Annotated in this window: 19 protein-coding genes; 9 read left to right on the forward strand and 10 right to left on the reverse strand. The window is 65.0% G+C overall.

All coding sequences use genetic code 11. From position 1 onward, the window contains the following. Positions 1-103: 103 nt before the first annotated feature. Genes ACT53K_RS07270 through ACT53K_RS07285 form a run of 4 tightly spaced genes read right to left on the reverse strand, consistent with a single transcriptional unit; the run spans position 104 to position 4276 of the window. Complete coding sequence (locus ACT53K_RS07270; protein WP_476227894.1) at positions 104-901, reverse strand: SDR family NAD(P)-dependent oxidoreductase; 798 nt, start codon at positions 899-901, stop codon at positions 104-106. Next, a complete protein-coding gene (locus ACT53K_RS07275; protein ID WP_476227895.1) occupies positions 898-1914 on the reverse strand; it encodes a phosphotransferase family protein in 1017 nt (338 codons plus the stop codon). The genes ACT53K_RS07270 and ACT53K_RS07275 overlap by 4 nt, the downstream gene beginning before the upstream one ends. Then, complete coding sequence (locus tag ACT53K_RS07280; protein WP_476227896.1) at positions 1911-2996, reverse strand: Zn-dependent alcohol dehydrogenase; 1086 nt, start codon at positions 2994-2996, stop codon at positions 1911-1913. The genes ACT53K_RS07275 and ACT53K_RS07280 overlap by 4 nt, the downstream gene beginning before the upstream one ends. Further along, positions 2993-4276 (reverse strand): acyl-CoA dehydrogenase family protein, encoded by a 1284-nt coding sequence (locus ACT53K_RS07285; RefSeq protein WP_476227897.1) that lies wholly within the window; start codon positions 4274-4276, stop codon positions 2993-2995. Before ACT53K_RS07285 ends, ACT53K_RS07280 begins: the two co-directional genes overlap by 4 nt. 141 nt (positions 4277-4417) lie before the next feature. On the opposite strand from ACT53K_RS07285, the gene ACT53K_RS07290 reads away from it, so the two are divergent. Beyond that, the gene (locus tag ACT53K_RS07290; RefSeq protein WP_476227898.1) at positions 4418-5653 is read left to right on the forward strand and encodes a TetR/AcrR family transcriptional regulator; all 1236 of its coding nucleotides are present in this window, start codon (positions 4418-4420) and stop codon (positions 5651-5653) included. A gap of 12 nt (positions 5654-5665) precedes the next feature. Here ACT53K_RS07290 and ACT53K_RS07295 read toward each other — a convergent pair whose 3' ends face one another. The 4 genes from ACT53K_RS07295 to ACT53K_RS07310 form a co-directional block, all read right to left on the reverse strand. Continuing rightward, entirely contained in the window at positions 5666-7708 is a 2043-nt protein-coding gene (locus ACT53K_RS07295) for an amidohydrolase family protein (protein ID WP_476227899.1), read from the reverse strand. 132 nt (positions 7709-7840) lie between these two features. Further along, positions 7841-10579, reverse strand: coding sequence for a TonB-dependent receptor (locus ACT53K_RS07300; protein WP_476227900.1), 2739 nt, complete (start codon positions 10577-10579; stop codon positions 7841-7843). A 166-nt stretch (positions 10580-10745) separates the two neighbouring features. Beyond that, positions 10746-11813: an acyl-CoA dehydrogenase family protein gene (locus ACT53K_RS07305; RefSeq protein WP_476227901.1), complete on the reverse strand. Its 1068-nt coding sequence runs from the start codon at positions 11811-11813 to the stop codon at positions 10746-10748. Positions 11814-11849: 36 nt separating this feature from the next. After that, a complete protein-coding gene (locus ACT53K_RS07310) occupies positions 11850-13070 on the reverse strand; it encodes an acyl-CoA dehydrogenase family protein (RefSeq protein ID WP_476227902.1) in 1221 nt (406 codons plus the stop codon). Positions 13071-13201: 131 nt separating this feature from the next. Here ACT53K_RS07310 and ACT53K_RS07315 point away from each other — a divergent pair, with 131 nt between their 5' ends. From ACT53K_RS07315 to ACT53K_RS07340, 6 genes are all read left to right on the forward strand, one after another. Then, on the forward strand, positions 13202-14416 hold the full coding sequence (locus ACT53K_RS07315) for an MFS transporter (RefSeq protein WP_476227903.1): 1215 nt from the start codon (positions 13202-13204) through the stop codon (positions 14414-14416). 55 nt (positions 14417-14471) lie between these two features. Beyond that, entirely contained in the window at positions 14472-15248 is a 777-nt protein-coding gene (locus ACT53K_RS07320; RefSeq protein WP_476227904.1) for a thioesterase family protein, read from the forward strand. A 144-nt stretch (positions 15249-15392) separates the two neighbouring features. Next, positions 15393-15869, forward strand: a complete 477-nt coding sequence (locus tag ACT53K_RS07325; RefSeq protein ID WP_476227905.1) for an EF-hand domain-containing protein — start codon at positions 15393-15395, stop codon at positions 15867-15869. A gap of 159 nt (positions 15870-16028) precedes the next feature. Then, on the forward strand, positions 16029-16748 hold the full coding sequence (locus ACT53K_RS07330) for a response regulator (protein WP_476227906.1): 720 nt from the start codon (positions 16029-16031) through the stop codon (positions 16746-16748). Continuing rightward, on the forward strand, positions 16745-18121 hold the full coding sequence (locus ACT53K_RS07335) for a sensor histidine kinase (protein ID WP_476227907.1): 1377 nt from the start codon (positions 16745-16747) through the stop codon (positions 18119-18121). Before ACT53K_RS07330 ends, ACT53K_RS07335 begins: the two co-directional genes overlap by 4 nt. Positions 18122-18192: 71 nt before the next feature. Continuing rightward, positions 18193-18651 (forward strand): hypothetical protein, encoded by a 459-nt coding sequence (locus ACT53K_RS07340; protein WP_476227908.1) that lies wholly within the window; start codon positions 18193-18195, stop codon positions 18649-18651. A gap of 60 nt (positions 18652-18711) precedes the next feature. Here the strand turns inward: ACT53K_RS07340 and ndk are convergent, their stop codons facing one another. Together ndk and ACT53K_RS07350 are read right to left on the reverse strand one after the other, a co-directional pair. Then, entirely contained in the window at positions 18712-19134 is a 423-nt protein-coding gene (gene ndk, locus ACT53K_RS07345) for a nucleoside-diphosphate kinase (RefSeq protein ID WP_476227909.1), read from the reverse strand. Positions 19135-19207: 73 nt separating this feature from the next. Next, positions 19208-19648, reverse strand: coding sequence for a DNA polymerase III subunit chi (locus ACT53K_RS07350; protein WP_476227910.1), 441 nt, complete (start codon positions 19646-19648; stop codon positions 19208-19210). 136 nt (positions 19649-19784) lie between these two features. On the opposite strand from ACT53K_RS07350, the gene ACT53K_RS07355 reads away from it, so the two are divergent. Both ACT53K_RS07355 and ACT53K_RS07360 read left to right on the forward strand, forming a co-directional pair. Further along, positions 19785-22079 (forward strand): LPS-assembly protein LptD, encoded by a 2295-nt coding sequence (locus ACT53K_RS07355; RefSeq protein WP_476228005.1) that lies wholly within the window; start codon positions 19785-19787, stop codon positions 22077-22079. 114 nt (positions 22080-22193) lie between these two features. Further along, a complete protein-coding gene (locus tag ACT53K_RS07360) occupies positions 22194-23534 on the forward strand; it encodes a peptidylprolyl isomerase (RefSeq protein WP_476227911.1) in 1341 nt (446 codons plus the stop codon).

Consider the following 23534-nt stretch of genomic DNA (forward strand, 5'->3'; position numbering starts at 1 on the left):
TTGCAACAGCCCGTGGCGCATTCTCTCCCCCGTTCGCAATTCTCGTGTTGCCGTTAACGCTAACACTTATCGCGGCCGTCGGGAAGGCCAGCCGTGGTGGGCGTCAAAACGCTGCCTTGCCGAACTCCTGCCGCGTGACCGGATGGCTCGAAGAAAGACCGCCATCGACGGCAATCGCCTGGCCGTTCAGATAGCTGGCGGCGTCGGAGGCGAGAAACAGCGCCACCTGTGCGATTTCCTCCGGCCGGCCTGCGCGGCGCAGCGGGTTGAGCTGGCCGAGCCGGTCTTCCTTGCCGCGTTCGCGGGCATAGTCGAAGGCCCGCTGGGTCATGCCGGTTTCGATCAGCCCGGGGCAGATCGCATTCACGCGGACGCTCGAGGTGGCGAGCTGCTGCGCGGCTGTCTGGACAAGGTTGATGACGCCTGCCTTCGACGCCGAATAGGGTGTGCCCCCAGCGCCGGAACGCAGCCCCGCCACGCTGGCCGTGCACAGGATTGCCCCGCCGCCGCGCTCGACGATGCGCGGCGCGGCGTGCTTGATTGCCAGCGCCGGACCAATGAGATTGACTCGCAGCACCTCGGTCCAAAGCTCTACGGTCGCGTCGAAAATTCCCGCCGTGCCGCCGGAGATGCCGGCATTGGCGTAGAAGATGTCGATGCCGCCGAACCGGTCGCACGCGGCCGAAACCAGCCGCGCGACATCGGCTTCGTCGCCGGCATCGATTTCCAGCGCCAGCGCGTGCGGCAGGCCGGCAACTGTGTCGTGCACCGCGGCGGACCGGTCGGCCGCCACCACCTGCGCGCCGGCCGCCGCGAAGGCGCGCACCGTCGCCCGGCCGATGCCGGAGGCGGCGCCTGTCACCACCGCCACCTTGCCGGTAAAGGCGAACTGCGCCGTCATGCCCCTGCCCTTTGCGCGAAATGCCACGCCGCCGCCGCCAGCCCCGGCAGCCGCGCCACCGTCTCCGCCGCCTTGGCACTGGAGGCGTTGCCGTCGATCATCCGTTTTTTGATGCCCTGAACGATGCCGGTCAGGCGGAACAGATTATAGGCGAAATACCAGTCGAGATCGGGCACACCGTCGCGCCCGGACGCGGCGCAATACCGCGCGACCATCGCCTCGATCGTGGGAATACCGGTGTCCGGCCCGGCCAGCCCCTTCACGCCCGAACGCCCTTCGGGGTCGGTCACCCAGTTCATCAGGAAATAAGAGAAATCCGCCAGCGGATCGCCGAGCGTCGACAATTCCCAGTCGAGCACCGCCAGCACGCGCGGCCCTTCGGGCGCGAAGATCATGTTGTCGATGCGGTAATCGCCATGGACGATGCTGGTGCGCGTCTGCGGCGGCACGGTGCGGGGGAGGAAATCGATCAGCCCTTCCACCTCGGGCAGATCGTCAGTCTGGCTGGCCCGATACTGCTTCGTCCAGCGCTCGACCTGGCGGGCGAAATAGTTGCCGGGCTTGCCATAGTCGCCCAGACCCACCGCCGCATAATCGATGCTGTGAAGCGCGGCGAGCGTATCGACGATCGCTTCGTAGATGCCTGTGCGCTCCGCCGGAGCCATGCCGGGGAGCGACCCGTCCCACAGCGTCCGCCCCTCGACCATCTCCATCAGGTAAAAGGGCGCACCGATCACGCCCGTGTCTTCGCACAGCGCATAGGGCCGCGCGACGGGGAAACCGGTGGGGTGGAGCGCCGCGATCAGCCGATATTCGCGCTCAACCGCATGGGCAGAAGGCAGGATCGGCCCGAAGGGCTTGCGGCGCAGTACATAGGCGCCGCTCGCCGCGTCGATGCGGTAGGTGGGGTTGCTCTGGCCGCCGGCGAACTTGGTGACGGTAAGCGGCCCCGCGAAGCCGACTACATGGTCAACCGCCCAATGCGCGAGGCGGGCTTCGTCGAGATCGCTCATGCGAATTCGATCACCGAGCGGACGCTGGTGCCTTGGCGTAGCTTGTCGAGCGCATCGTTGACCTGCGGCAGGCGAATCCGCTCCGCGACCATCGTGTCGAGGTCGAGCTTGCCGTCAAGATAGAGCTGCACCAGCCGCGGCATGTCGATCGGGAAGCGGGTGCTGCCGAGCAGCGAGCCCTGGATCTTCTTGCCGGTCAGGAAGGTCGGCCCGGGCAGGCTGACATTCTGGCCCGGCGCGATCATGCCCAGAATCGTCGCGGTGCCGCCCCGGCGGAGTATCTGCCAGGCGAGTTCGGCAGTAGCCGGGCGCCCGACGGCCTCGATCGCGTAATGGACGCCGCCGCCGGTCAGGCCCAGCACCTGCTTGGCAATGCCGTCAGCCAAAGGATCAAGTGCGTGCGTGGCGCCCAGCTTCAGCGCCAGTTCGCGCTTCTCCGCGACCGGGTCGAGCGCGAGGATTTGCCCTGCCCCGGCGATCTTTGCGGCATTGATCGCAGCGAGACCGATGCCGCCTGCGCCGATAACCGCGACGCTTTCGCCCGGACGTACCCGGCTGTCGTTGAAGATCGAGCCCGCGCCGGTGATGACCGCACAGCCGAGCAGTGCCGCGCGGTCGAGCGGCATGTCCTTGCTGATCGCGACGCAGGCATTTTCATGGACCAGCATCATTTCGGCAAAGGCCGACAGATTGAGGAAGGGCGCGAGCGGCGTCCCGTTTGCAAGCTTGAGCCGCGGCTCGGCATCGGGCGCGCGGCGGGTAGAGGGATCGACGCAGAGCGAGGGGCGCCCGGTGACGCACATCTCGCACGATCCGCAGAATGCGGTGAAGAAGGTGATGACATGGTCACCCGGGCGCAGATGCGCGACGTCCGACCCCACCGCCTCGACCACTCCGGCCGCTTCGTGCCCGGGCACGGTCGGCACCGGGTGCGGGAAGGCGCCGTCGACGAAATGGAGGTCGGACCGGCACACCCCCACCGCGGCGGTGCGGATCAGTACCTCACGCGGGCCGGGGTTGGAGACGGCGACGTCTTCGATCTGGAGCGGCGTTCCGGCTTCGAAGAGAACAGCGGCTTTCACCGGCTAACCCCCAGATCACCCGAGGACGCCCGGTCCGCCTTTGCCGGCGCATATTTGCCGAACTCGGCGCGGGCGATGGCGCGGGCGTGGACTTCGTCCGGCCCGTCCGCCAGCCGCAGCGTGCGGACGCTGCCCCAGTTATGCGCCAGGTCGAAATCGTCGCACACCCCTGCCCCGCCATGCGCCTGAATCGCATCGTCGAGGATCTGCAGCGCCATTTGCGGCGCCTGCACCTTGATCATCGCGATTTCGAGTTGGGCCGCCTTGTTCCCGGCCTTGTCCATCATGTCGGCGGCCTTCAGGCAAAGCAGCCGGGTCATCTCGATATCGATCCGCGCGCGGGCGATGCGCTGTTCCCAGATCGAATGGTCGGCGATCCGCTTGCCGAACGCGATGCGGCTGACCAGCCGCTTCGCCATCGCCACAATCGCTTCCTCCGCGACACCGATGGTGCGCATGCAATGGTGGATACGCCCCGGCCCTAGCCGACCCTGTGCGATCTCGAACCCGCGCCCCTCGCCAAGCAGCAGATTGTCGACCGGCACGCGCACGTCGCGCAGGGTGATTTCGGCATGGCCGTGTGGGGCATGATCATACCCGAAAACCGAAAGCATCCGCTCGATGGTGACGCCGGGGGCATCGAGCGGCACCAGGATCATGCTCTGCTGGGCATGTTTCGCGGCACCGAAATCGGTCTTGCCCATCAGGATCGCGATCTTGCAGCGTGGATCGCCGGCACCTGACGACCACCATTTGCGGCCGTTGATCACATAGTGATCGCCGTCGCGTTCGATCCGGGTTTCAATATTGGTCGCATCGGAGGAAGCGACCGCGGGCTCGGTCATCAAAAAGGCAGAGCGGATTTCGCCCCGCATCAGCGGCGCCAGCCACGCATCCTTCTGTGCGCGGGTGCCATAGCGGTGCAGCACTTCCATATTGCCCGTGTCGGGTGCCGAGCAGTTGAATACCTCCGAGGCCCAGCCAATTCGGCCCATTTCCTCGGCACATAGGGCATATTCGAGGTTGGTGAGCTGCTCGCCCTCGAAAACGAAGCTGTCGTCGACATGGGCCTGGCCCGAATGCGGCGGCATGAAGAAGTTCCACAGGCCCTCCGCCCTGGCCCGTGCCTTCACCGTTTCCAGCACCGGATTGACTGACCAGCGTTCGCCCGCCGCGGCTGCCGCGCGATACTCGGCGTCGCGCGGCCGCACCTCGGCATCGATAAAGGCCCTCACCCGGTCGCGGAACTGCGTTTCGCGCGCGCTCAGCGTGAAGTCCATGGCATCGCTCTCCTGTAGTTCTTGGACACCGGCTTATAGCGTACCGCATATTCGGTAAAGGGTTGCGTGCGGTCAAAAATGCCACACGCAATCTTCAAAAAAGCCGTTTTGACCGGCGCCGGAAACGGCTAAGCTGGCCGGATGCAGGGTCCAGAAAAGAACGAGACAAGCAGCACCAAGCGCTTTCAGGCCAAGCGCGACGCCATTCTGGCGGCCGCCGCCGATGCCATCAACGAGCAGAGCGCCAAGGGTATGACCTTTGCCGATGTGGCGCGGCGCGTCGGGCTCAATACCACCTCGGTCACCTATTATTTCAAGCGCAAGGAAGACCTTGCCGCCGCGGCGTTCGAACAGACCCTGGCCTGGCTGGACGCGGTGCTGGATCAGGCGCTGGCAGAACCGACGCCGGAGGCGCGGGTAGCACGCTTCCTCGCGATCAACATGGAGCGGCTGTCGCGCATTGCCCGGGGCGAGGAAAAGGCAGTCGCAATCCTGTCCGACCTGCGGGCGATGGAAGAGCCGCTGAAGAGCCATCTGATGACCGGCTGGCGCAACATCTTCCGCAAGACGCGCAGCATCTGGGGCAGCGACGGCAGCCGGGCAGAGACCGATCTGCGCGGCGCCCGCGCGCATGTGCTGCTGGAAAACAGCTTCTGGCTGAACGTGTGGATCACCCGGTACGAAATCGACGAATATCCGCGCGTCGAGGCGCGGCTGATGGACGTGTTCCGCCACGGCGTCGCCGCCCCCGGCCAGCAATGGGAACCGCGCCTGTTCGAGCTGGTGCATGAGGAGCCGGAGCCAGGCCGCGAAGCCTTTCTGCTCGCCGCCACCCGGCTGATCAACGAGCTCGGCTATCGCGGCGCGTCGGTGCAGCGGATCGCCTCGGAACTGAACGTAACCAAGGGGAGCTTCTACCACCATCTCGACGCCAAGGACGATCTGGTCATCGCCTGCTACAAGCGCAGCTTCGACATCCTCGCCGATGCGCAGCGACTGGCGGAGCGCCATCCGGGCAGCCATTGGCAAAGGCTGGAAAGCGCCGTTGCCACGCTGCTCGACTATCAGTTTTCGGAGCGCGGCCCGCTGTTGCGGACGACGGCGCTGCACGGCCTGCCGCTGGTAGTGCGAAACACGATGATCGACCGATCGAACCGCATCGCGCGGCGTTTCGCCGGCATGCTCTCCGACGGCATCGCCGAAGGCACGATCCGCCCGATCGACCCGCTGGTCGCCAGCCAGGCGCTGATGGCCATCCAGAACGCTGCGTTCGACATGCGCAAATGGGCCAGCACCATGCCGCGCGAGCGTGCCGTCGCGCTCTATGCTTCCACGCTCGCCTTCGGCCTGTTCGACGACCGCCCGCTGACGGGCTGACGCCGGCGTCGCCTATTTCGGCATTCCGGCAAAGCCCGCCGCACTGCGCAGCGCATCGGCATCGAGCAGGCGCCCGTCGAGCATCACCAGCCGCGTGTGGCGCAGATCGCCGATCCGCTTTTCGGGATCGCCCTCGACCAGCACGAGATCGGCAACCTTGCCGGTCTTGATCGATCCGGTCTCGGCATCCTTGCCGACCAGCCGCGCTGGCACGATCGTCGCGGCGGCAATGGCTTCAGCAGGGCTAAACCCCGCCTCGCGATAGATTTCCAGTTCGCGGATAATCTCGATGCCAGACCCGTCGGTGCCGGCGACGATCGGCACGCCAGCCTTGTGCATCTGCCCCAGCAGCGCGATCATCTTTGCCCAGCTTGCGCGATAATCGGCCCGGGTCACGCCTTCGGGCGGCGCGAAGGCACCGCCGCGGAAACCGCGCTCGGTCGTCGGCGGCAAGGTGCCGACAAACGGTGCATAGGCGGGCGCAAGCGTCGCGCCATCGACGACATACAGCCCCTCGAACGCGACCATGGTGGGATCGGAATAGATGTGCTTGCGCGCCATGGTCCCGACCAGGTCAGCTACCGGGCCATGGCGCATGTCCATGTCCTTGGCATAGCGACCGGGCGCCTGGAAACGGGCAATGCCATTGTCGACCGGCAGCACCTCGGCAGGCACGCCCTCCATGACGATCCAGTTGATATGGGTAATCTCGTCATAGCCGTCGCGCACCGCCTCACTCGGGCGAATGCCGTGCGGAATATGGCCGTGGACATGCAGGCCCAGCCGGTGCGCCTCGGCGATAGCCGCGGGCAGCCAGGCGGGATCGAAGGTGCCGTAGAATTTGACGCCGATGAATCCGCCCGCCTTGGCCTTTCGCACCAGCGCAATCGCCTCGTCCTGGCTGGTCGCGACATTGGCGACCTGCGCCGTATAGACGCCCTTGCCGTCGATCAGCGACGAGGCATAGACATGCGGCATCAGCAGCGTGCCGGCCGCGACGCGCTTGCGCCGGTCGATCGTCAGCGCGTCATTGTTGCCGGGATCGCGCACCGAGGTAACGCCCAGCGAAAGCTCTTGCGGCCCGGTATAGTCGTCGCCGACATGCATGTGGCAATCCCACAGCCCCGGCAACAGCGTCTTGCCCTTGCCGTCGATCGTCTGCGCCCCTTGCGGCACCGCTACGGTGGCAGCGGCGCCGACTGCGACGATCCGGCCCTTGTCAACCACAACCGTCTGGTCATCGAGAAAGCGCAGGCCCTCGGCATCGAACAACCGGACATGGGTGAAGGCAATCGGCCCGGTGGGCAGCGCGGCAAACTGTTTTGCGATCGCCGCCGCGCTTGCAGACTGTGCTGCGGTCTGCACCTGCTCGAGATGCGCAAGTTCGCCTGCATAGGCTTCCGGTAAAACGCCAATGCCCGAGCTCGTCCCGAAGAAGCCGCCCTTGCCATCGGCCCAGACCGCTACCGGCGTGTTGCCAAGACCCCATATTTCCCAAAGCGTTACCGTCTGGCGCGTTGCCGCCGCCCCGACATCGGCAGTGGTCAACCGCACTGCGCGCGCTTCCCCGCCCGGCAACAGCTTAAGGCGCTGACCGGGTGCTGCAAGCAGGCGTTCGACCAGATCGACATTCGTCGCGACCAGACCGCCGTAACTGATATAGTAGCGGCCGGCCGCCTCGTCGCTGCCGCCCGAATCCACCGGGCTTTTCCAGTCGCCACGGGCTCCCTTTCGCTCGAAGCTTTCCGTCGCGTCGCCCGAAGGCGCCACGCCGCGAATGGCCAGCACCTGCGGCGTACCATCGGCGCCGGGCACGATCCGGATGTCCATGTTCCAGACCTGACCGCGCAGGTTCATGCTTTCACGTGACAGCAGCCCGCCGTCGCCAGCACGCCACAGCCAGGCATCACCATGTTTGCCGCCGGTCGATTCGATCACGAAGTGGCGGGCATCGGCGGGCGGCTTGGCCAGTTGATCGGCGGAGGTTTGCGCCAGAGCCGGCAGCGGAGCGGATGCCAACAGCAGCGCAAGACGAAAGACACGACGACGCATCATGGAACCCCCTCAATTTTTCGCGTCAGCATATCGCAGTTCCGCGAGACAATAAACGGAGGATACTCAGGCCACTACAGCACGAAAAAGGCCGGAGGGTCGCCCCTCCGGCCAGGGTTTTCCTCCCCAGGAAAGTCAGAAGCGGGTGCGCAAAGTCACGCCATAAGTACGCGGTTCGGCAAGATAGGCAGAGAACAGCTGCCGCCCGCCGGGATAGCGCGGATCGGTGAAGGGGGCGCTGGCGGCGCCTTCCTGAAACGGCGAATTGAAGGCGACCTGCGTGTAGTTCTGGTTGAGCAGGTTCTGCGCCCACAGCTCGATTGCCCAGCGCTCGTCCTTGCCCCGCACGCCGATGCGGCCGTTGACGATTGCATAGCCGTCCTGCCCCTTCTGCGGGAACAGGTCCGACCCGGTGTTATAATCGCCGGTCATGCGCGTATCGAAATAGACGAGACCACTCAGCCCCGAATTACCAAGCGGCGGCGTCCAGGCGACCGAGGCCGTCGCGACGATCTCCGGCGCATTCGACAGATCCCTGCCCGGCAGCATCCGCAGGGCCTGATCGAGCGGCGCCCCGGATTCATTGCCGACAAGCTGGTCGCGGTAATGGGTATCGGCATAGGTCAGCCCCAGCCCGACGCGGAAGTCCCGCGCGGGCACCAGGCTGGCTTCCAGCTCCACACCCTGCGACAGCACGCCATAGCCGACATTGCCCGAGCTGCAGGCGCCGGTCGTGGCGGCCGCAGCGTTGAAATTGGACGCCGTCGAGAACTTGCTCTGGTCCCGATCGCCGCCGGCCAGGTCGCTCGAACAGCCATTGATGTTCTGTACGAGGAAGACCGTGCCGTTGAAGGTGTTCAGCTGGAAATTCTTGAACTGCTGGCGGAAGGCCGCGATGTTCAGGCTGAACCGGCGGGTCGAATATTTCAGGCCGATTTCGAAGGCGTCGTTGATTTCCGGCGCGAACTGCAGGTTGCCGACCAGCGCCTGCGCGCCGCCAACCGATGCGAAGGTCGCAATGGGAGCCTTGAGCGCCGAACGATCGAGGTTGAAACCGCCGGCCTTATACCCGCGCGAATAGCTGCCATAGACAAGCAGGTCGCTGGTCGGCTTGTACGATACGATCGCCGTGCCGGTGAACTGGTCCTCCTTGCGCACGTCACGGATCGAAACGCCGTTCAGCTCGGCAGTCGAATTGCCCTGGCACGAAAGTCCGACAATCGCATCGACCACGCCGGTCAGCGCCGCAACCGATCGCAGCGGCAGCAGCGAGGACTGGTTCGCCGTGCAGACCGTGTTGTCGTTCCCGAAGGTGGCGGTCAGCCGCTTGCGCTCGTTGGTGTAACGAAGGCCGACCGTTAAATCCAAGCCCTTGGCGACGTGGAAGATATTATGCGTGAACAGCGCCCAGTTGCGGCTGTTCTGGAGATAGAAGTCGCGCGTCGACCCGAGATCGTTGAGCCTGTCGAGCCGATCGAATGCGGCATAGATCAGCGGCGAGGCGGCGCCGAAAGCAGCCGGTCGGGCGGCGAGACAGCCCGCCGAAGTAGGCGAATAGAGTCCCGCGAGCGCGCTGCCCGAGACGATACGACAGGTCGCGAACCGGCCATATTGCGTGCCGAAGCGCAGATTATCGACGACCGTCAGATCCTCGTTGGCGTAATAGCCGCCGACCAGCCAGTCGAGCTTGTCCCCCAGCGCCTTGCCGTTCAGCCGCAGTTCCTGGCTGAACGTTTCGAACTTGCGCGACGAATTGGCATTGGGCGCGCGGTAGAGAATGTCGACATAGCTATAGTCGGTATCCGACCCCTGGCTCGCGAAATAGTGGCGATAGCCGGTAATCGACGTGAGCGTGGCATTGCCGAGCGTCCAGTCGGCCTGGATCGATCCGCCCCAGTCCTCGGTCTTGCCGCCATAGCTTCGGCCCGGCGAAACATAGATATTGCGGCTGTACGGGTCCTGGAACGCCGCCATCGGCTGGCCCAGATCGCGCAGCACACGCACGATGTTGTTCTGCGCGGGATCGTTCAGCCCGCCGATATAGGGATTGATGCTGTTGGTGACATAGACCGCGCCGCAGCAATCCTCGGTGCGCTTGGTATAGTCGCCGATGACCCGGATGCGCAGATCGCTCGAGGGCTCGAACAGCAACTGACCGCGAAGGAAATAGCGATCACGATTGTTGACGTCCCGGTTGTTCGTCACATCATGATAAAAGCCATCGCGCTTCACATAGACACCGTCGACCCGCGCCGAGACGGTGCTGCTCACCGGCCCGTTGACATACCCCTGCAGGCGGATCTGGTTGTAATTGCCATAGGTCGCCTCGGCCCCGGCCGAGAAATTCGGCGACGGTGCCTTCGACACGATGTTGATAAGACCGGCCGAGGCATTGCGGCCGAACAGCGTGCCCTGCGGCCCACGCAGCACTTCGACGCGGTCGATCTCGCCCAGCTCATTCAGGCCGATACCGGAGCGCGAGCGATAGACACCGTCGATGAACACCGCGACGGAGCTTTCCAGACCGGGGTTGTCCCCGACGGTGCCGATGCCGCGAATGCGCGCCGATCCGTTCGCCTCGCTGCCGGTCGAGGACACGAGCAGCGAAGGCGCCACCTGATTGAGCGCGCGAATGTCGTTGGCGCCCGTCTGCTGCAGCGCCTCGGCACTGATCGCGGAGACGGCGACGGGAACATCCGCCAGTACCTGCGCGCGTCCCTGCGCCGTGATGATGATTTCGTTGGTATCGACAGCCTGATCGGCGGCGCGACCATTGTCAGCGGCAGGCGATTGCTGGGCGTTGGCCGGTGTTGCTGCAAGCGTCAGGGCCAGCACGGGAAGTGCGCTGGCCGACAAAAGGCATAGACGCATCATATATCTCTCTCCACCGCGGCTGGAGCACTTGGCGGCTCCATACCGGAAGCTCGAATACAATGCGTTTTCTGAGAGGCGTCAAGCCAAACAATGGTTTCAAAAAGCGACTGTTTCCACAATGTTGCATAATTGCAATAGTTACGAGGTAATTTGCAACATTCAGCAGTCAGTAACCGCCAAGTCGCGCGAAGCGATCGCGGTGCCATGCAGCATTTCCCCATAGCGTTTCGACTATCCGCGCGCGCTTCAGGTAAAACCCGGCATCATGCTCATCCGTCATGCCGATGCCGCCGTGGAGCTGGATCATCTCGCGGCTGACAAGGTGCAGCGTTTCACCGGCTACCGCCTTGGCAAGGCTGACTTCCTGACGCACATCGGCCCGACCGGAATCGATTGCCTCCAGCGCACCCTCGACTGCCGAACGCATCAGCTCCAGCTCGGTAAACATCTTCGCCATGCGATGCTGCAGCGCCTGAAAGGTGGACAGCGGCTGCCCGAACTGGACGCGGGTCTTGAGATAGTCGTTGGTGCGCTCGAACGCGGCCTCGGCCATGCCCAGCATCTCGGCGCACAGCGCCGCGGCGGCGCGGTCCGCGACCTGCACGACCAGATCGCGGTCGCCCAGCTTCTCCGCCACTGCGCCGTGGAAACCGATTTCGGCATGGCTGCGGAAGTCCACGAGATGACGGGGCGATCGCGTCACGCCTTCCCCGGCCGGCACGAGGTACAGGCCGTCGACCGCCGCAACCACGAACAGGTCTGCGCTGTCGCCTTCGCTCACAAAGGCCTTGGTGCCGGTGATACGGCCGTCCTGGACCCTGGTGGTGATGGCATCGAGGTTGAACCGGGGGCCTTCGTCGATCGCGAGCGTGGCAACCACCTCACCGCCGGCGATCTGCGGCAGCCAGCGACCCTGTTGCTCGGAATTGCCGCCCATCAGTAGCGCACTCGTCGCTGCCGCCGTGGCGGCAAGCGGCGTCGCCACCAGATTGCGGCCCAGTTGCTCCAGCACCAGCCCGAGCGAGACATAGCCCATGCCCGAACCGCCCTGCGCCTCAGGCACGAGGATGCCCGCCCAGCCCATCTCGGCCTGCGCCTGCCAGGCCGCGCCGTCATAGCCCGTGGCGGGTACTGCGTTGCGCAGCGCACGGAAGGCGCTGACCGGCGCTTCATTGTCCGCCCATTCGCGCGCCATGTCGCGCAGCATTGTCTGTTCTTCGCTGAGATGTGCCATTTCCGCTGATCCTTCCGGCCGCCGGCCCGCAGACAATTATTGGTGGTCGAGCATCCCCAGGATGCGCTTGGCGATCACATTGTTCTGGATTTCGGTCGAGCCGCCATAGATCGACACCGCCTTGCCGAAGAGCCAGCTGCGAACATCACGCAGCTCCTCTTCGCCGAACCCCTCGCCTTCCCAGCCCAAGCCGGCAAGGCCGCGAATTTCAATGAGCAGTTCCGATCGCTCCTGCAGAATCCGCGCGCCGACATTCTTCATGATCGACGATGCCGCGCTCGGCCCCTGGGCAGACTTCGTCTCGCTGGCGATGCGGCGGAGGGTGAGCATAAATGCCCGCAGGTCCATCTCATGGCGCGCGATCCGGCTGCGCAGGTCGCCATCCGCGAGCCGCCCCTCGGCATCCGTGCCCAACAGCTGCTTCGCGATTGTCCCGAGCGGCTTGCCGGAAAACATCCGGCCGGCGGTCGAACCGCCGCCTGACAGGCTGGTCCGTTCGTGCTGGAGCAGCCGCTTGCCGATCGTCCAGCCCTGCCCTTCCTCGCCGACGCGGTTCCTTTTGGGCACGCGAACATTGGTGAAGAAGGTTTCGCAAAAGGGCGACGCGCCGGAAATCAGCCGGATCGGCCGCACTTCGATGCCAGGCGTGTCCATGTCGACGAGCAGGAAGGTTATTCCCTCATGCTTGCGCGTCTTGTCGGTGCGCACGAGCATGAAGCATTTGTCCGCCCATTGGCCGCCCGAAGTCCAGGTCTTCTGCCCGTTGACGATATAATGGTCGCCGGCATCCTCGGCGAACGTCTGGAGACTGGCGAGGTCGGAGCCGGCGCCCGGTTCTGAATAGCCCTGGCACCAGCGCACTTCGCCGCGCGCGATCGGCGGGATGTGCTCGTGCTTCTGTTCCTCGCTGCCATATTCGAGCAGCGTCGGGCCGAACATCATCACGCCCATGCCGCCGATCGGGTTCCACGCGCCGATCCGCGCCATTTCCTCCTGCAGCACCCGCGCCTCGGCACGGCTGAGCCCGCCGCCGCCATATTCGGCCGGCCAGGTCGGCACGCCCCAGCCCTTGTCGCCCATCGCCTCCCGCCATGCAGCCTCTTCCGGCGAATTTTCGTGCGGCCCCTCGACCGCCGACATCGCATTGTCCTTGCCCTTCAAGGCAGGCGGGAAGTGTTCCGCGAGCCAAGCGCGGGCGTGGGCGCGAAAGGCATCGATCGGTTCGACGGTGCGCGTCGGTTCGGCAATGGTGGCCATGGCCGCCTCTCCATCTCGTTCTGCTTGTCTTTCGAAGATGCGGTATGCCATCGCAGCCGTCAAGCACGGGCATGACGGAAAGGAGATCGCACGCTAGACTGGCGCGGGAGAACCGGGGGAGAATGCACGCCATGACGTTTCATCATCGCGCGGTGCCGATCGTGCTGGCCGCAGTGCTGATCGATTCGATCGGCTTCGGCATCGTCATGCCGGTTCTGCCGCGCCTGATCGTCGAACTGGCACATGTCGGGCTGGATGATGCCGCCCGGATCGGCGGGTGGATGCTGGTAGCCTTCGCTGTGACCCAGTTCTTTGCCGGACCACTTCTCGGCAGCCTGGGCGACAGCGTCGGGCGGCGGCCGGTGCTGCTCTTCTCGATGCTCGCCTTTGCCATCGACTATCTGTTCATGGCGGCCGCGCCCAGCATCGGCTGGCTGTTCGTCGGCCGCCTGATCGCGGGGGCAGCGGGCGCAGTATATGGCCCCGCGAACGCCGTTCTGGCGGACGTGACACCGCCCGAGCGGCGCGGCGCCACGTTCGGCCTTATGGGGGCAGCATTCGGCGTCGGCTTCATCCTCGGCCCGGCGCTGGGCGGGCTGCTCGCCGCCTGGGGACCGCGTGCGCCATTCCTGGCGGCCGCGGCGCTGGCAGGGCTGAACACGCTCTGGATCATTGCCATGCTGCCCGAAACGATGACGGCCGATCGTCGCCGTGCCTTCTCCCTGAAACAGGCGCATATCTTCGCAGCCTTCCGCCCCTTGCGCGAAGCCGGCCAAGCAAAGCCGCTGCTGCTCGCCGGATTCGTCTGGCAGTTCGCGCACATGGTCTATCCCGCCACCTGGGCCTTTTTCGGCGAGATTGCGCTTGGCTGGCACGAACAGCAGATCGGCTGGTCGCTGGCCGCCAGTGGCCTTTGCATGGCCCTGGTGCAAACGCTCATCACCGGCAGGGCTATTCAGAAGCTGGGCGAGGAACGGACGGTGATGCTGGGTATGCTCGCCGGACTGCTCGCCTTCACCGGCTATATCTTCGCCCGCGAAAGCTGGATGATCTACTGCCTGATCGCGATCGGCGCCTTCTCGGCGCTGGCCTATCCGTCGATGAACGCGCTCCTTTCGAGGCTCACCGATCCTTCGCATCAGGGCGCGTTGCAGGGCGGCATGTCGGCGCTGAACAGCGTCGCGCTGATCCTCGCGCCGCTGATCCTAAGTCAGGCGCTGGCGTTCGGCGCGGCGCGCGGGTTCGCCGCCGGCAATTTCGTGATCGCAGCCGGACTCGCCCTCACCGCGCTGCTGATCATCGAACTGCGCGTGGCACCGAAAGTACACCGCGCAGCACCACGCTAAGGCTTTCGAATTTTGCGTATGGCGCTGCGGGAGCAGCCAGCCTAGCCTTGCGGGCATGACCAGCGTTGCCGAGATTCTCGCTGCCATAGTCCCCGCAGACGATGGCGTTGCCTGTACGATTCCACCCAACTGGATGCAGGGTCGCACCGCTTTCGGCGGAGTGTCGGCGGCACTTGCGCTGGATGCAGCGCTTCGTCTGGAGCCTGATCTGCCGCCGCTGCGATCGGCGCAGATCGCCTTTATCGGGCCGCTTGCCGGCACCGTGCAGGCCCGAGCCACCCGGTTGCGGCGCGGCAGGAACGCCGCCTTCCTCCAAACGGACCTTCATGCGGAGGCAGGCCTCGGTTTGCGCGCGACCTTCGTGTTCATGTCTGCGCTGGAATCGAGCGCCCGCCTTTCGACGACGACGCCGGCGCCCATCCCGCCCCCGGCGCCCGACGCGCAGCTCCATCGCACGCCTGACCCGACTTTCTTCACGCACAATTTCGAGTTTTTCGATCCGCGCGCCGAAACCGCCCCTGCAGAATGGTTGCGCTGGGGGCGCCTGGTCGAACGCACCGGGCTATACCCGATGATCGAGTTGCTGCTGATGGGCGATGCCCTGCCGCCAGCGGCCTTTCGCCTGGTCGAATCGCGCAAGGTGCCGGTCAGTTCGCTCAACTGGCAGCTCAACCTGCTGACGGAAACGCCCACGACCGATCGGGGCTGGTGGCTGCTGGGCAGCCGCACCGATTGGGCGCAGTCCGGCTGCTCCAGCCAGCGCATGCATATCTGGAACAGCGAGGGCATGCTGGTGGCCGAAGGTACGCAGGCAGTCGCGCTGTTCGGATAAGCCGCCGCCGAAATGCGCGCGACAAATTGCGACACAATGGCGGCGAAATGACAAACCCGTGCGACAGCCCGCCCGCAGAAACAGGACGTGCCGGGGAAGCCGCCCCCCTTCCCCGGCACCCCCTTTTCTCCAACGGAGTCACCGATGCTGAAACGCCTCACCGTTGCTGCCCTGGGAGCGTCGCTGCTCGCCGGTGCTGCCTATGCCCGCCAGGAAGTGCCGCAGGATCGTCCGATGGCGCAGGCCGATGCCGATCATGACGGCGTCATCACCCGCGACGAAATGCTGGCGCAGGTGGCCAAGCGCTTCGCCGCGATGGACGCCAACCACGACGGCACCGTCACCCCCGAAGAACGGCACGCCTATGACGAGGCCCAGCGTGCCCGCATGGCCGACCGGATGGGCGGCCGCGCGCCGAAGCCCGAAACGCTTGCCGAAGCGCAGGCCCATGCCGCCAAGATGTTCGACCGGATGGACACCAATCACGACGGCAAGATCGACGCGGCCGAGCGCAAGGCCTTTCGCGAGCGGATGATGTCGATGCGCGGCCACCATGGTCCGCACGCGCAGGGCGACATGCCCCCGCCGCCGCCGCCCGCCGACGCGCCCAAGGGCGACTGACGCCAGTCGCCCGGTGCCGGGCGGGAGAGCCGCAGCCGCCGATCGGAACCTGTACCCGCAGGATCAGGAGCACCCCGTTTGCTCTTTTTTCGGCACTTCGGAACCTCCTCCCTCCCGCCCGGCGCTTCCCTCTGCGCCATAAATTGCTAGTGTCCCGCCATGTCCGAGGTTCCGCACCTGCTGCTCGTCGATGACGAGCGATCGATCCGCGAGCCGCTTGCGCAATATCTGACCAAGCAGGGTTTTCGCCTTACCCAATGCGCCGACGCCGAAAGTGCGCGGGCGCGGCTGAATGCCTACGCGATCGACCTCGTGATCCTCGACATCATGATGCCGGGCGAGGACGGACTGAGCCTGTGCCGCCACATCCGCGAAAGCAGCGACACGCCCGTGATCCTGCTGACCGCGCGCAGCGAGGAAACCGACAGGATCGTCGGACTGGAAATGGGCGCCGACGACTATGTCGTAAAGCCGTTCAGCCCGCGCGAACTAGCTGCACGCATCAAGGTCGTGCTGCGCCGCTGGTCCGCCGGCGTGGCGAAACAGCATGCGCCGGAATCCGGCTCCTTCGCCTTTGCCGGCTGGGTATTGAAGACGGGTGAGCGCGCGCTGGTCGACCGCGAAGGCGTGTCGGTGCCGCTTTCGACCGGCGAATATAATCTGCTGCATGCGCTGGTGGTGCGGCCGCGCCAGGTGCTGACGCGCGACCAGCTGCTCGACCTGACGCAGGGCCGCGAGGCAGCCGCGTTCGACCGCGCGATCGACAATCAGGTCAGCCGGCTGCGCAAGAAAATCGAACCCGACGCCCGCAATCCCACGATCATCAAGACCGTGTGGGGCGGCGGCTATACCCTTGCGGCCGAGGTCACCCGCCTTTGAAGCGCTTCTATCCGACCAGCCTGATCGCGCAGATCACGGTTCTCGTCGCCGTCGCGCTGTTTGCGGCGCAGGCGATCAATTTCGCGATGCTGCTGCGCGAGCGTCAGGCCGTACGCTTCGCGCAAGTGATCGTGCCGTCGGTGACGCGGCTGACCGACGCCGCCGACCGCCTGGTGGTTTCGCGCGGCGATGCCGGCCCGCTGCGTATGGCACCCGGCACGTTCATCGCAGACCAGCGCACCCATGTGCAGTTGCACCCGGCCAATCCGATCTCGCCTGCGATGGAGCGCCGGGGGGAAGTCGAAGACGATATTCGCCGCGGGTTAGAGGAAGCGGGCCTCCATGTCGGGCAGATCGTCGCGGTGATCCGGCCGGTCGACCCCAACAAGCTGCCGTTGCGCCGGCTCAACCATTTTCATGCCGAGCGCTTGCGCCGAATGGGTGCGGAGCTGCTGATTGCCGTCGAGCTGCCCGGCCGGGGATGGCTGGCACTGGGCTCTGCCTGGCCACGTACGGAGCTGATGCTGGTGTGGCAGCTCGCTGCCCAAACCCTGATTCTCTACATTGTCGTGCTGATCCCGGTGCTTCTCGTCGGCGGCAGGATCGCGCGTCCGCTCCGCACACTGACGCAGGCGGCACGCAGTTTCCGCCCGGGCGACGGCACCTCGCCGCTCGAAGAGGTGGGCCCGAGCGACATCCGCGCGCTGATCGGTGCGTACAATGCCCTCCGCCGCCGCGTGACGGCGATGCTGGAGGAAAAGGACCGGATGCTCGGCGCCATCGGCCACGATCTGCGCACGCCGCTTCAGGCGCTGCGCGTGCGGATAGAATCGGTCGATGATGAAGACGACCGGGCCCGGATGGCAGACACGATCGACGAGATGAGCCGGACCCTCGACGACATTCTTTCGCTTGCGCGGCTGGGCCGGCCGAGCGAACCGATCACGGGCGTGGACCTTGCCGCGCTGGTCGATGCTGTCGTCGAGGATTTCCGCGATCTGGGGCACGAAGTGCATTTCGAGGAATCGCCCCGGTTAACGACACGGCTACGGCCGACGCTGATGCGGCGCGCCGTCCGCAACCTGATCGAAAATGCGGTGAAATATGCCGGCCGCGCGGAAGTCGCGCTGCGCGCCGAAGGGCATCAGATCACAATCGAAGTGTGCGATCGAGGACCGGGCATTCCCGAAGAAAAGCTCGACTCCGTCTTCATCCCCTTCACGCGACTGGAACAGTCTCGCAATCGCGAAACCGGCGGGATCGGCCTGGGCCTCGCGCTTGCCCGCGCCATTGTGCACGACGCGGGCGGTACCATCGCTCTCACCAATCGGGATGGCGGCGGCCTCGCGGCGACAATTACCCTCCCCCGCTGATCGCACACCGCTTGTTGCGGGCTGCCCTGGCTGATAGCCTGCGCAAATAACCGCAGGGGGAGTAACCTAAAATGTTGAAGTTCATGGTCGCCGCCGGCGCGCTGGCGCTGGCGCAATTTGCCGCGACGCCTGCCCGGGCGCAGGACAAGGCCGCGACCGCCGCCAAGCCCCCCGCGCCCGCGCAGGCCGCGCCGACAATCGATCCCGCCAATGCGGCAAAGCAGATTGCAAGCATGATGCAACCGCTCCCTAAGGATATGGGAGAAGGCGTTCGCCTGATGGAAGCGCGTGCCGAAGGCCCCCTGCTCATCGTGCTGATCGACGTACCCGCCGAAATGGCCGACAACAGCAGCGCGCTGGCAGCAGGCTTTACCCAGGGCATGTGCGGCGACAACGACACCCGCGCAGCCATGGCGCATCTGTTCGCCGCGGGCATGCGCGTACGGCCCGATATCAGCGCCGGCGGCAAGCGGATTGCGGGCCAGGAAATCACCGCGTGCCCGGGAATGCCGAGCGCGCCCGCCAAGTAAAAGAACGGGGCCGGAAGTTCCCTTCCGGCCCCGCCTCATTCTTGCAAAGGGAGCGGATCGTCAGCCGACGATTTCTTCCGGCTTGAAGAAGAAGGCGATTTCGATCGCCGCATTCTCTTCCGAATCCGAACCATGGACCGAATTGGCTTCGATCGATTCGGCCAGTTCCTTGCGGATCGTGCCCGGCTCGGCATTGGCGGGGTTGGTGGCGCCCATGATGTCGCGGTTGCGCTGCACGGCGTTCTCACCTTCGAGCACCTGCACCACGACCGGACCCGAGATCATGAACTCGACGAGGTCGTTGAAGAAGGGGCGTTCCTTGTGGACCGCGTAAAAGCCTTCGGCCTGTTCGCGCGTCATCTGGATGCGCTTGGAAGCGACGACACGAAGGCCTGCTTCTTCCAGCATCTTGGTGACGGCGCCGGTCAGGTTGCGGCGGGTTGCATCGGGCTTGATGATCGAAAAGGTCCGGGTCGCGGCCATGGCCGTGCGGCTCCTGCAGTTGGTGTTATGGGAAGTCGCGGCTCCCTAGTCCCCATGCGACCGATATGCAAGCTCAGGCCATCTTGGCCCAACGCCCATTTTCGTCCTGTTTCCAATAACGCCGCTCCACATCGGCGCGTTCGCCCAAGCTTCGCCACGCGGTGCGGGCGGCATCGATATTGGTTTCATCGAACAGATGGAAAGCGCGCGCGAAGCCGAGCGCTTCGTCTCGCCAGCGTCCGTCGACAAGCGCGATATGGGTTGCGCCATTGGCCGCCACTGCCGCTTCGCTGATCAGGATCGGCTGGTCGGCATCCTGTTCTCCACCAGCCAGGCCGTGCGGCAGAAACGAGTCAGGCTGATAGGTCCAGAGTAGCTGGTCGACATGCGCGCGCAACGCCGCATCCTCTGCCACGATCAGAAGCCGCTCGCCGCCCGCGACCACCTTTTCGGCGATCTGCGGCAGCACGCGATCCAGCGGCAGCCGGGTAAGATGATAGAAATCAACCTGCATGCCCCCTGATAGCCGCGATGCGCGTTCGGGCCAACGTGCATGGCGTTGCGATGCCGCAACCGCTGCGATAGGGCAGTGCATGCCGCGTGCCGGGGAGTTGAAATCAAAGGTGGGAAATTACGTGACGCGCCAGGCCATGCTCTTCCCGGCTGCACTTGGCCTGTGCCTTGCGGGCCAGGTCCACGCACAGGAAGCGGCTGACCAGCGCCCCCAGTCGGGCGATATCCAGCCGGCGGCGCCGCAACAGGCGCGCGGGCCGGACCTGAACGATCGCCCGGTCGAAACGCCTCCTCCATCGGCTACACCGTTGCCGAAAGACCCGGAACAGGTTCAGTTCAGCGCCGACACGCTGGAATATGACACCAACGAGGATGTCGTCACGGCAAGCGGCGACGTGCTGATGTACCGCGAAAGCAACCGGTTGCGCGCGGACAAGGTGACCTGGAACCGCAAGACCGGCAAGGTCTTTGCCGAAGGCAATATCGTCGTCGCCAATCCGCAGGGCGATGCCGCCTATGGCGACCGCATGGAGTTGACCGATTCGCTGAAGGATGGCGTGGTCGACAATATGATGCTGGTGCTCGACGCGGGCGGGCGCGTTGCCGCCCAGCGCGGCGTTCGCAGTCCCAGCGGGCTGGTGACGGTGGAACATGCCGCCTACACGCCCTGCGCAGTGACCGACACGGCGGGCTGCCCCAAGGAACCTTCGTGGAAGATCACGGCCGATCGTGTTGTCTACGACCCGAAACGACAGCGCATCCGCTACAACGGCGCCCGCATCTCGATCTTCAATGTGGTCACCATTCCGCTGCCGGCCTTCTCTCACCCGGCAGGCAATCGCAGCGAGAACGGCTTTCTGACGCCCGATGTGCGCTATGGCGGCACCAACGGTCTGCAGCTTGCCGCCCCCTACGTCTTCACCATGGGGCCAAACCGCGACCTTACCATCACGCCGCATATCTACTCGGCCGCGCTGCCGCTGGTGCAGGTCGATTTCCGCGACCTGAACACCCTCGGCGCATTCCGCGTCAGCGCCTACGCCACCTATAGCCGGCGCGCCGACGACCTGACCGTGCCGGTGACCGCCGCCACGTCGCGGAACGACTTCCGCGGCTATTTCGACCTGGCCGGCACCTTCCAGCTCGATCCGAACTGGAGCGTCAGCAGCTCGCTGCGGCTCAGCAGCGACCGCACCTTTCTGCGCCGCTACGACATTTCGCGCGACGACCGCTTGCGCAACAACGTCCGGGTCGAACGGGTCGACGAGAACAGCTACCTGTCGATCAACGCCTGGTTCGTCGAAACGCTTCGCGTCGGCGATCGTCAGGGCCTCCAGCCGGTCGCCCTGCCCGAGATCGACTATCGGCGCCGCGCCGAAGAGGGTCTGATCGGCGGCACGTTCGATTTCCAGCTCAACACGCTGGCCCTCACCCGCACCGGCGGGCAGGACACGCAGCGAGGCTTTGCCGTCGCGCAGTGGCATCTGCGCAAGCTCACCGCATGGGGGCAGGAAATCACCCTGACCGCCTATACGCGGGGCGACATCTACAACACCTCGAACATCGATGCGACGTCCGTACCGAGCTATCGCGGCAACTCCGGCTTCCAGTTTCGCGGCATCGCCGCGACGGCAGTGGACATGAAATGGCCGCTGATCGGCGAGCTGTTCGGCGGCACCCAGCGTATCACGCCCCGCGTCCAGGTGGTTGCGGCGCCCAACATCGCCAATATGAGCATTCCCAATGAGGATGCCCGCGCAGTCGATCTCGAGGATTCGAACCTTTTCGCGCTCAACCGCTTCCCCGGCTATGACCGGTTCGAGGATTCGTCGCGCTTCACCTGGGGCATGGACTATGCCCTATATCTGCCTGGCCTCAGCATCGATTCCAACATTGGCCAGAGCTATCGCCTGTCGTCGCGCGCGTCCCTCTTCCCAGACGGCACGGGGCTGAGCGGGCGCGTATCCGACATTGTGGGTCGCACCGTGATCCGCTTCCGCGATTTCTTCAGCGTCACGCACCGCTTCCGCATCGATAAGGACAGTTTCGCCGTCCGGCGCAACGAAATCGACATGTCGATCGGTTCGCGCGCAACCTATGCGCAGATCGGCTATATCAACCTCAACCGCAACATCTCGAGCGCGCTCGAGGACTTGCAGGACCGATCGGAAATCCGCCTCGCGGGGCGCATCCAGATCGGCCGTTTCTGGTCGGCATCGGGATCGACTCTGATCGACCTTACCAAAAACAGCGCCGATCCCCTATCCAATGCCGACGGTTTTCAGCCCGTGCGACACCGGTTCGGGATCAATTATGAAGATGATTGCCTGCGCATCGGCGTGACGTGGCGGCGCGATTACGCCACTACCGGCGACGCCAAGGCGGGCAATTCGTATCTGCTGACGCTCGCGTTCAAGAATCTGGGACGCTAGACGTATCGGCTTACCCGACGCTAAGCCTTGGTTCAGGCACAATTCGCGACTAAGCGCAACGCTCCGGCAAATTGGGATGAGGGTCGTTCTCACGTGAATATCGGCATTCGCAAGATGGTTTTGGCCGGAGGTACGCTGCTTTCCGGTGCCGCAGTGGCGGTGCTGGCAACGACTGCGATCGCGCAGACGGTTCCCGACACGTCTGGCCAGTCGATGCCGACGACAGCGCTGGACCTGCCCAGCAATCTGGAAATTTTCGGCAAGGCGAACCCCAATATTCGCAAGCCGACCGCCATCGTGAACGACTATGTGCTCACCGGCACCGATGTCGACCAGCGGGTTGCGCTGGTGATCGCGATGCAGAAGCTGACGCTGAAGCCGGAAGAGCGCGACCAGCTGCGCCTTGCGATGCTGCGCCAGCTGATCGACGAAACCCTGGAAATTCAGGAAGCCAAGTCGAACGACATCACGGTTGACCCCAAACAGATCGAGCAAAGCTTTGCTCGCGTCGCGCAGCGCTATCAGCGCACGCCGGAGCAGATGCGCGGCTGGCTGCGCGAGATCGGTTCGTCGGAACGGTCGATCAAGCGCCAGATCGAGGCCGAACTTGCCTGGAGCCAGCTGCTGCGTCGCAAGGTAAACGTCAATGTCGGCGAAGCCGAGGTCAAGGCGATGATCGATCGTATGACCGCCCAGAGGGGCACTGACGAGTATCACGTCTTCGAAATCTATCAGAACGCCACGCCGGATCGCGCGCAGGAAGTCGCCTCCGGTATGCAGCAGCTGATCGAACAGATGCGTCAGGGCACGCCGTTCGACTATCTCGCCCGCACCTATTCGCAGAGCTCGACCCGCGCACGCGGTGGCGATCTCGGCTGGATCCAGTCGGCAATGTTGCCCGATCAGCTGGCGCAGGCCGTGCAGACGATGCAGGTCGGCCAGGTAGCCGGGCCAATCCCGCTCTCGGCTGGATTTTCCATCATTTATCTGGCGGAAAAGCATAAGGTCGGCATTCCCGATCCGCGCGAGGCGAAGCTGAGCCTGCGTCAGCTATCAATCGCATTCCCCAAGGGCACGACCGAAGCACAGGCCAGCGCCCGCGCTGCCGACTTCGCGAAGGCGACCCAGGGCATTCGCGGTTGCGGTGACGTCGCCAAGGTTGCGGCCGCCGAGCGCGCCGATGTCGTCGACCGCGACGGCGTTGTCATCAACCAGCTGCCCGTCGCGCTCCAGAACCTGATCCTGCCCCTCCAGGTCGGTCAGGCAACCCAGCCGTTCGGCTCGGTTGAAGATGGCGTGCGCGTGCTGGTGATCTGCGGTCGCGACGATCCGCCCCCCAGCTACACGCCGTCGGTGGATCAGGTGCAGCAGCAGATGGAAGATCAGCGCGTCAACCTGCGCGCCGAACGTATGCTGCGCGACCTGCGCCGCGACGCTCTCGTCGAATATCGCTGA

Source organism: Sphingomonas sp. DMC8 (assembly GCF_056314185.1).

What these genes read in the sequence shown, in the direction of transcription:
- ACT53K_RS07270 (WP_476227894.1), bottom strand. Translation starts at nt 901, where the DNA reads ATGACGGCGCAGTTCGCCTTTACCGGCAAGGTGGCGGTGGTGACAGGC.
- ACT53K_RS07275 (WP_476227895.1), bottom strand. Translation starts at nt 1,914, where the DNA reads ATGAGCGATCTCGACGAAGCCCGCCTCGCGCATTGGGCGGTTGACCAT.
- ACT53K_RS07285 (WP_476227897.1), bottom strand. Translation starts at nt 4,276, where the DNA reads ATGGACTTCACGCTGAGCGCGCGCGAAACGCAGTTCCGCGACCGGGTG.
- ACT53K_RS07290 (WP_476227898.1), top strand. Translation starts at nt 4,418, where the DNA reads ATGCAGGGTCCAGAAAAGAACGAGACAAGCAGCACCAAGCGCTTTCAG.
- ACT53K_RS07295 (WP_476227899.1), bottom strand. Translation starts at nt 7,708, where the DNA reads ATGATGCGTCGTCGTGTCTTTCGTCTTGCGCTGCTGTTGGCATCCGCT.
- ACT53K_RS07300 (WP_476227900.1), bottom strand. Translation starts at nt 10,579, where the DNA reads ATGATGCGTCTATGCCTTTTGTCGGCCAGCGCACTTCCCGTGCTGGCC.
- ACT53K_RS07305 (WP_476227901.1), bottom strand. Translation starts at nt 11,813, where the DNA reads ATGGCACATCTCAGCGAAGAACAGACAATGCTGCGCGACATGGCGCGC.
- ACT53K_RS07310 (WP_476227902.1), bottom strand. Translation starts at nt 13,070, where the DNA reads ATGGCCACCATTGCCGAACCGACGCGCACCGTCGAACCGATCGATGCC.
- ACT53K_RS07315 (WP_476227903.1), top strand. Translation starts at nt 13,202, where the DNA reads ATGACGTTTCATCATCGCGCGGTGCCGATCGTGCTGGCCGCAGTGCTG.
- ACT53K_RS07320 (WP_476227904.1), top strand. Translation starts at nt 14,472, where the DNA reads ATGACCAGCGTTGCCGAGATTCTCGCTGCCATAGTCCCCGCAGACGAT.
- ACT53K_RS07325 (WP_476227905.1), top strand. Translation starts at nt 15,393, where the DNA reads ATGCTGAAACGCCTCACCGTTGCTGCCCTGGGAGCGTCGCTGCTCGCC.
- ACT53K_RS07330 (WP_476227906.1), top strand. Translation starts at nt 16,029, where the DNA reads ATGTCCGAGGTTCCGCACCTGCTGCTCGTCGATGACGAGCGATCGATC.
- ACT53K_RS07340 (WP_476227908.1), top strand. Translation starts at nt 18,193, where the DNA reads ATGTTGAAGTTCATGGTCGCCGCCGGCGCGCTGGCGCTGGCGCAATTT.
- ndk (WP_476227909.1), bottom strand. Translation starts at nt 19,134, where the DNA reads ATGGCCGCGACCCGGACCTTTTCGATCATCAAGCCCGATGCAACCCGC.
- ACT53K_RS07350 (WP_476227910.1), bottom strand. Translation starts at nt 19,648, where the DNA reads ATGCAGGTTGATTTCTATCATCTTACCCGGCTGCCGCTGGATCGCGTG.
- ACT53K_RS07355 (WP_476228005.1), top strand. Translation starts at nt 19,785, where the DNA reads ATGCTCTTCCCGGCTGCACTTGGCCTGTGCCTTGCGGGCCAGGTCCAC.
- ACT53K_RS07360 (WP_476227911.1), top strand. Translation starts at nt 22,194, where the DNA reads ATGGTTTTGGCCGGAGGTACGCTGCTTTCCGGTGCCGCAGTGGCGGTG.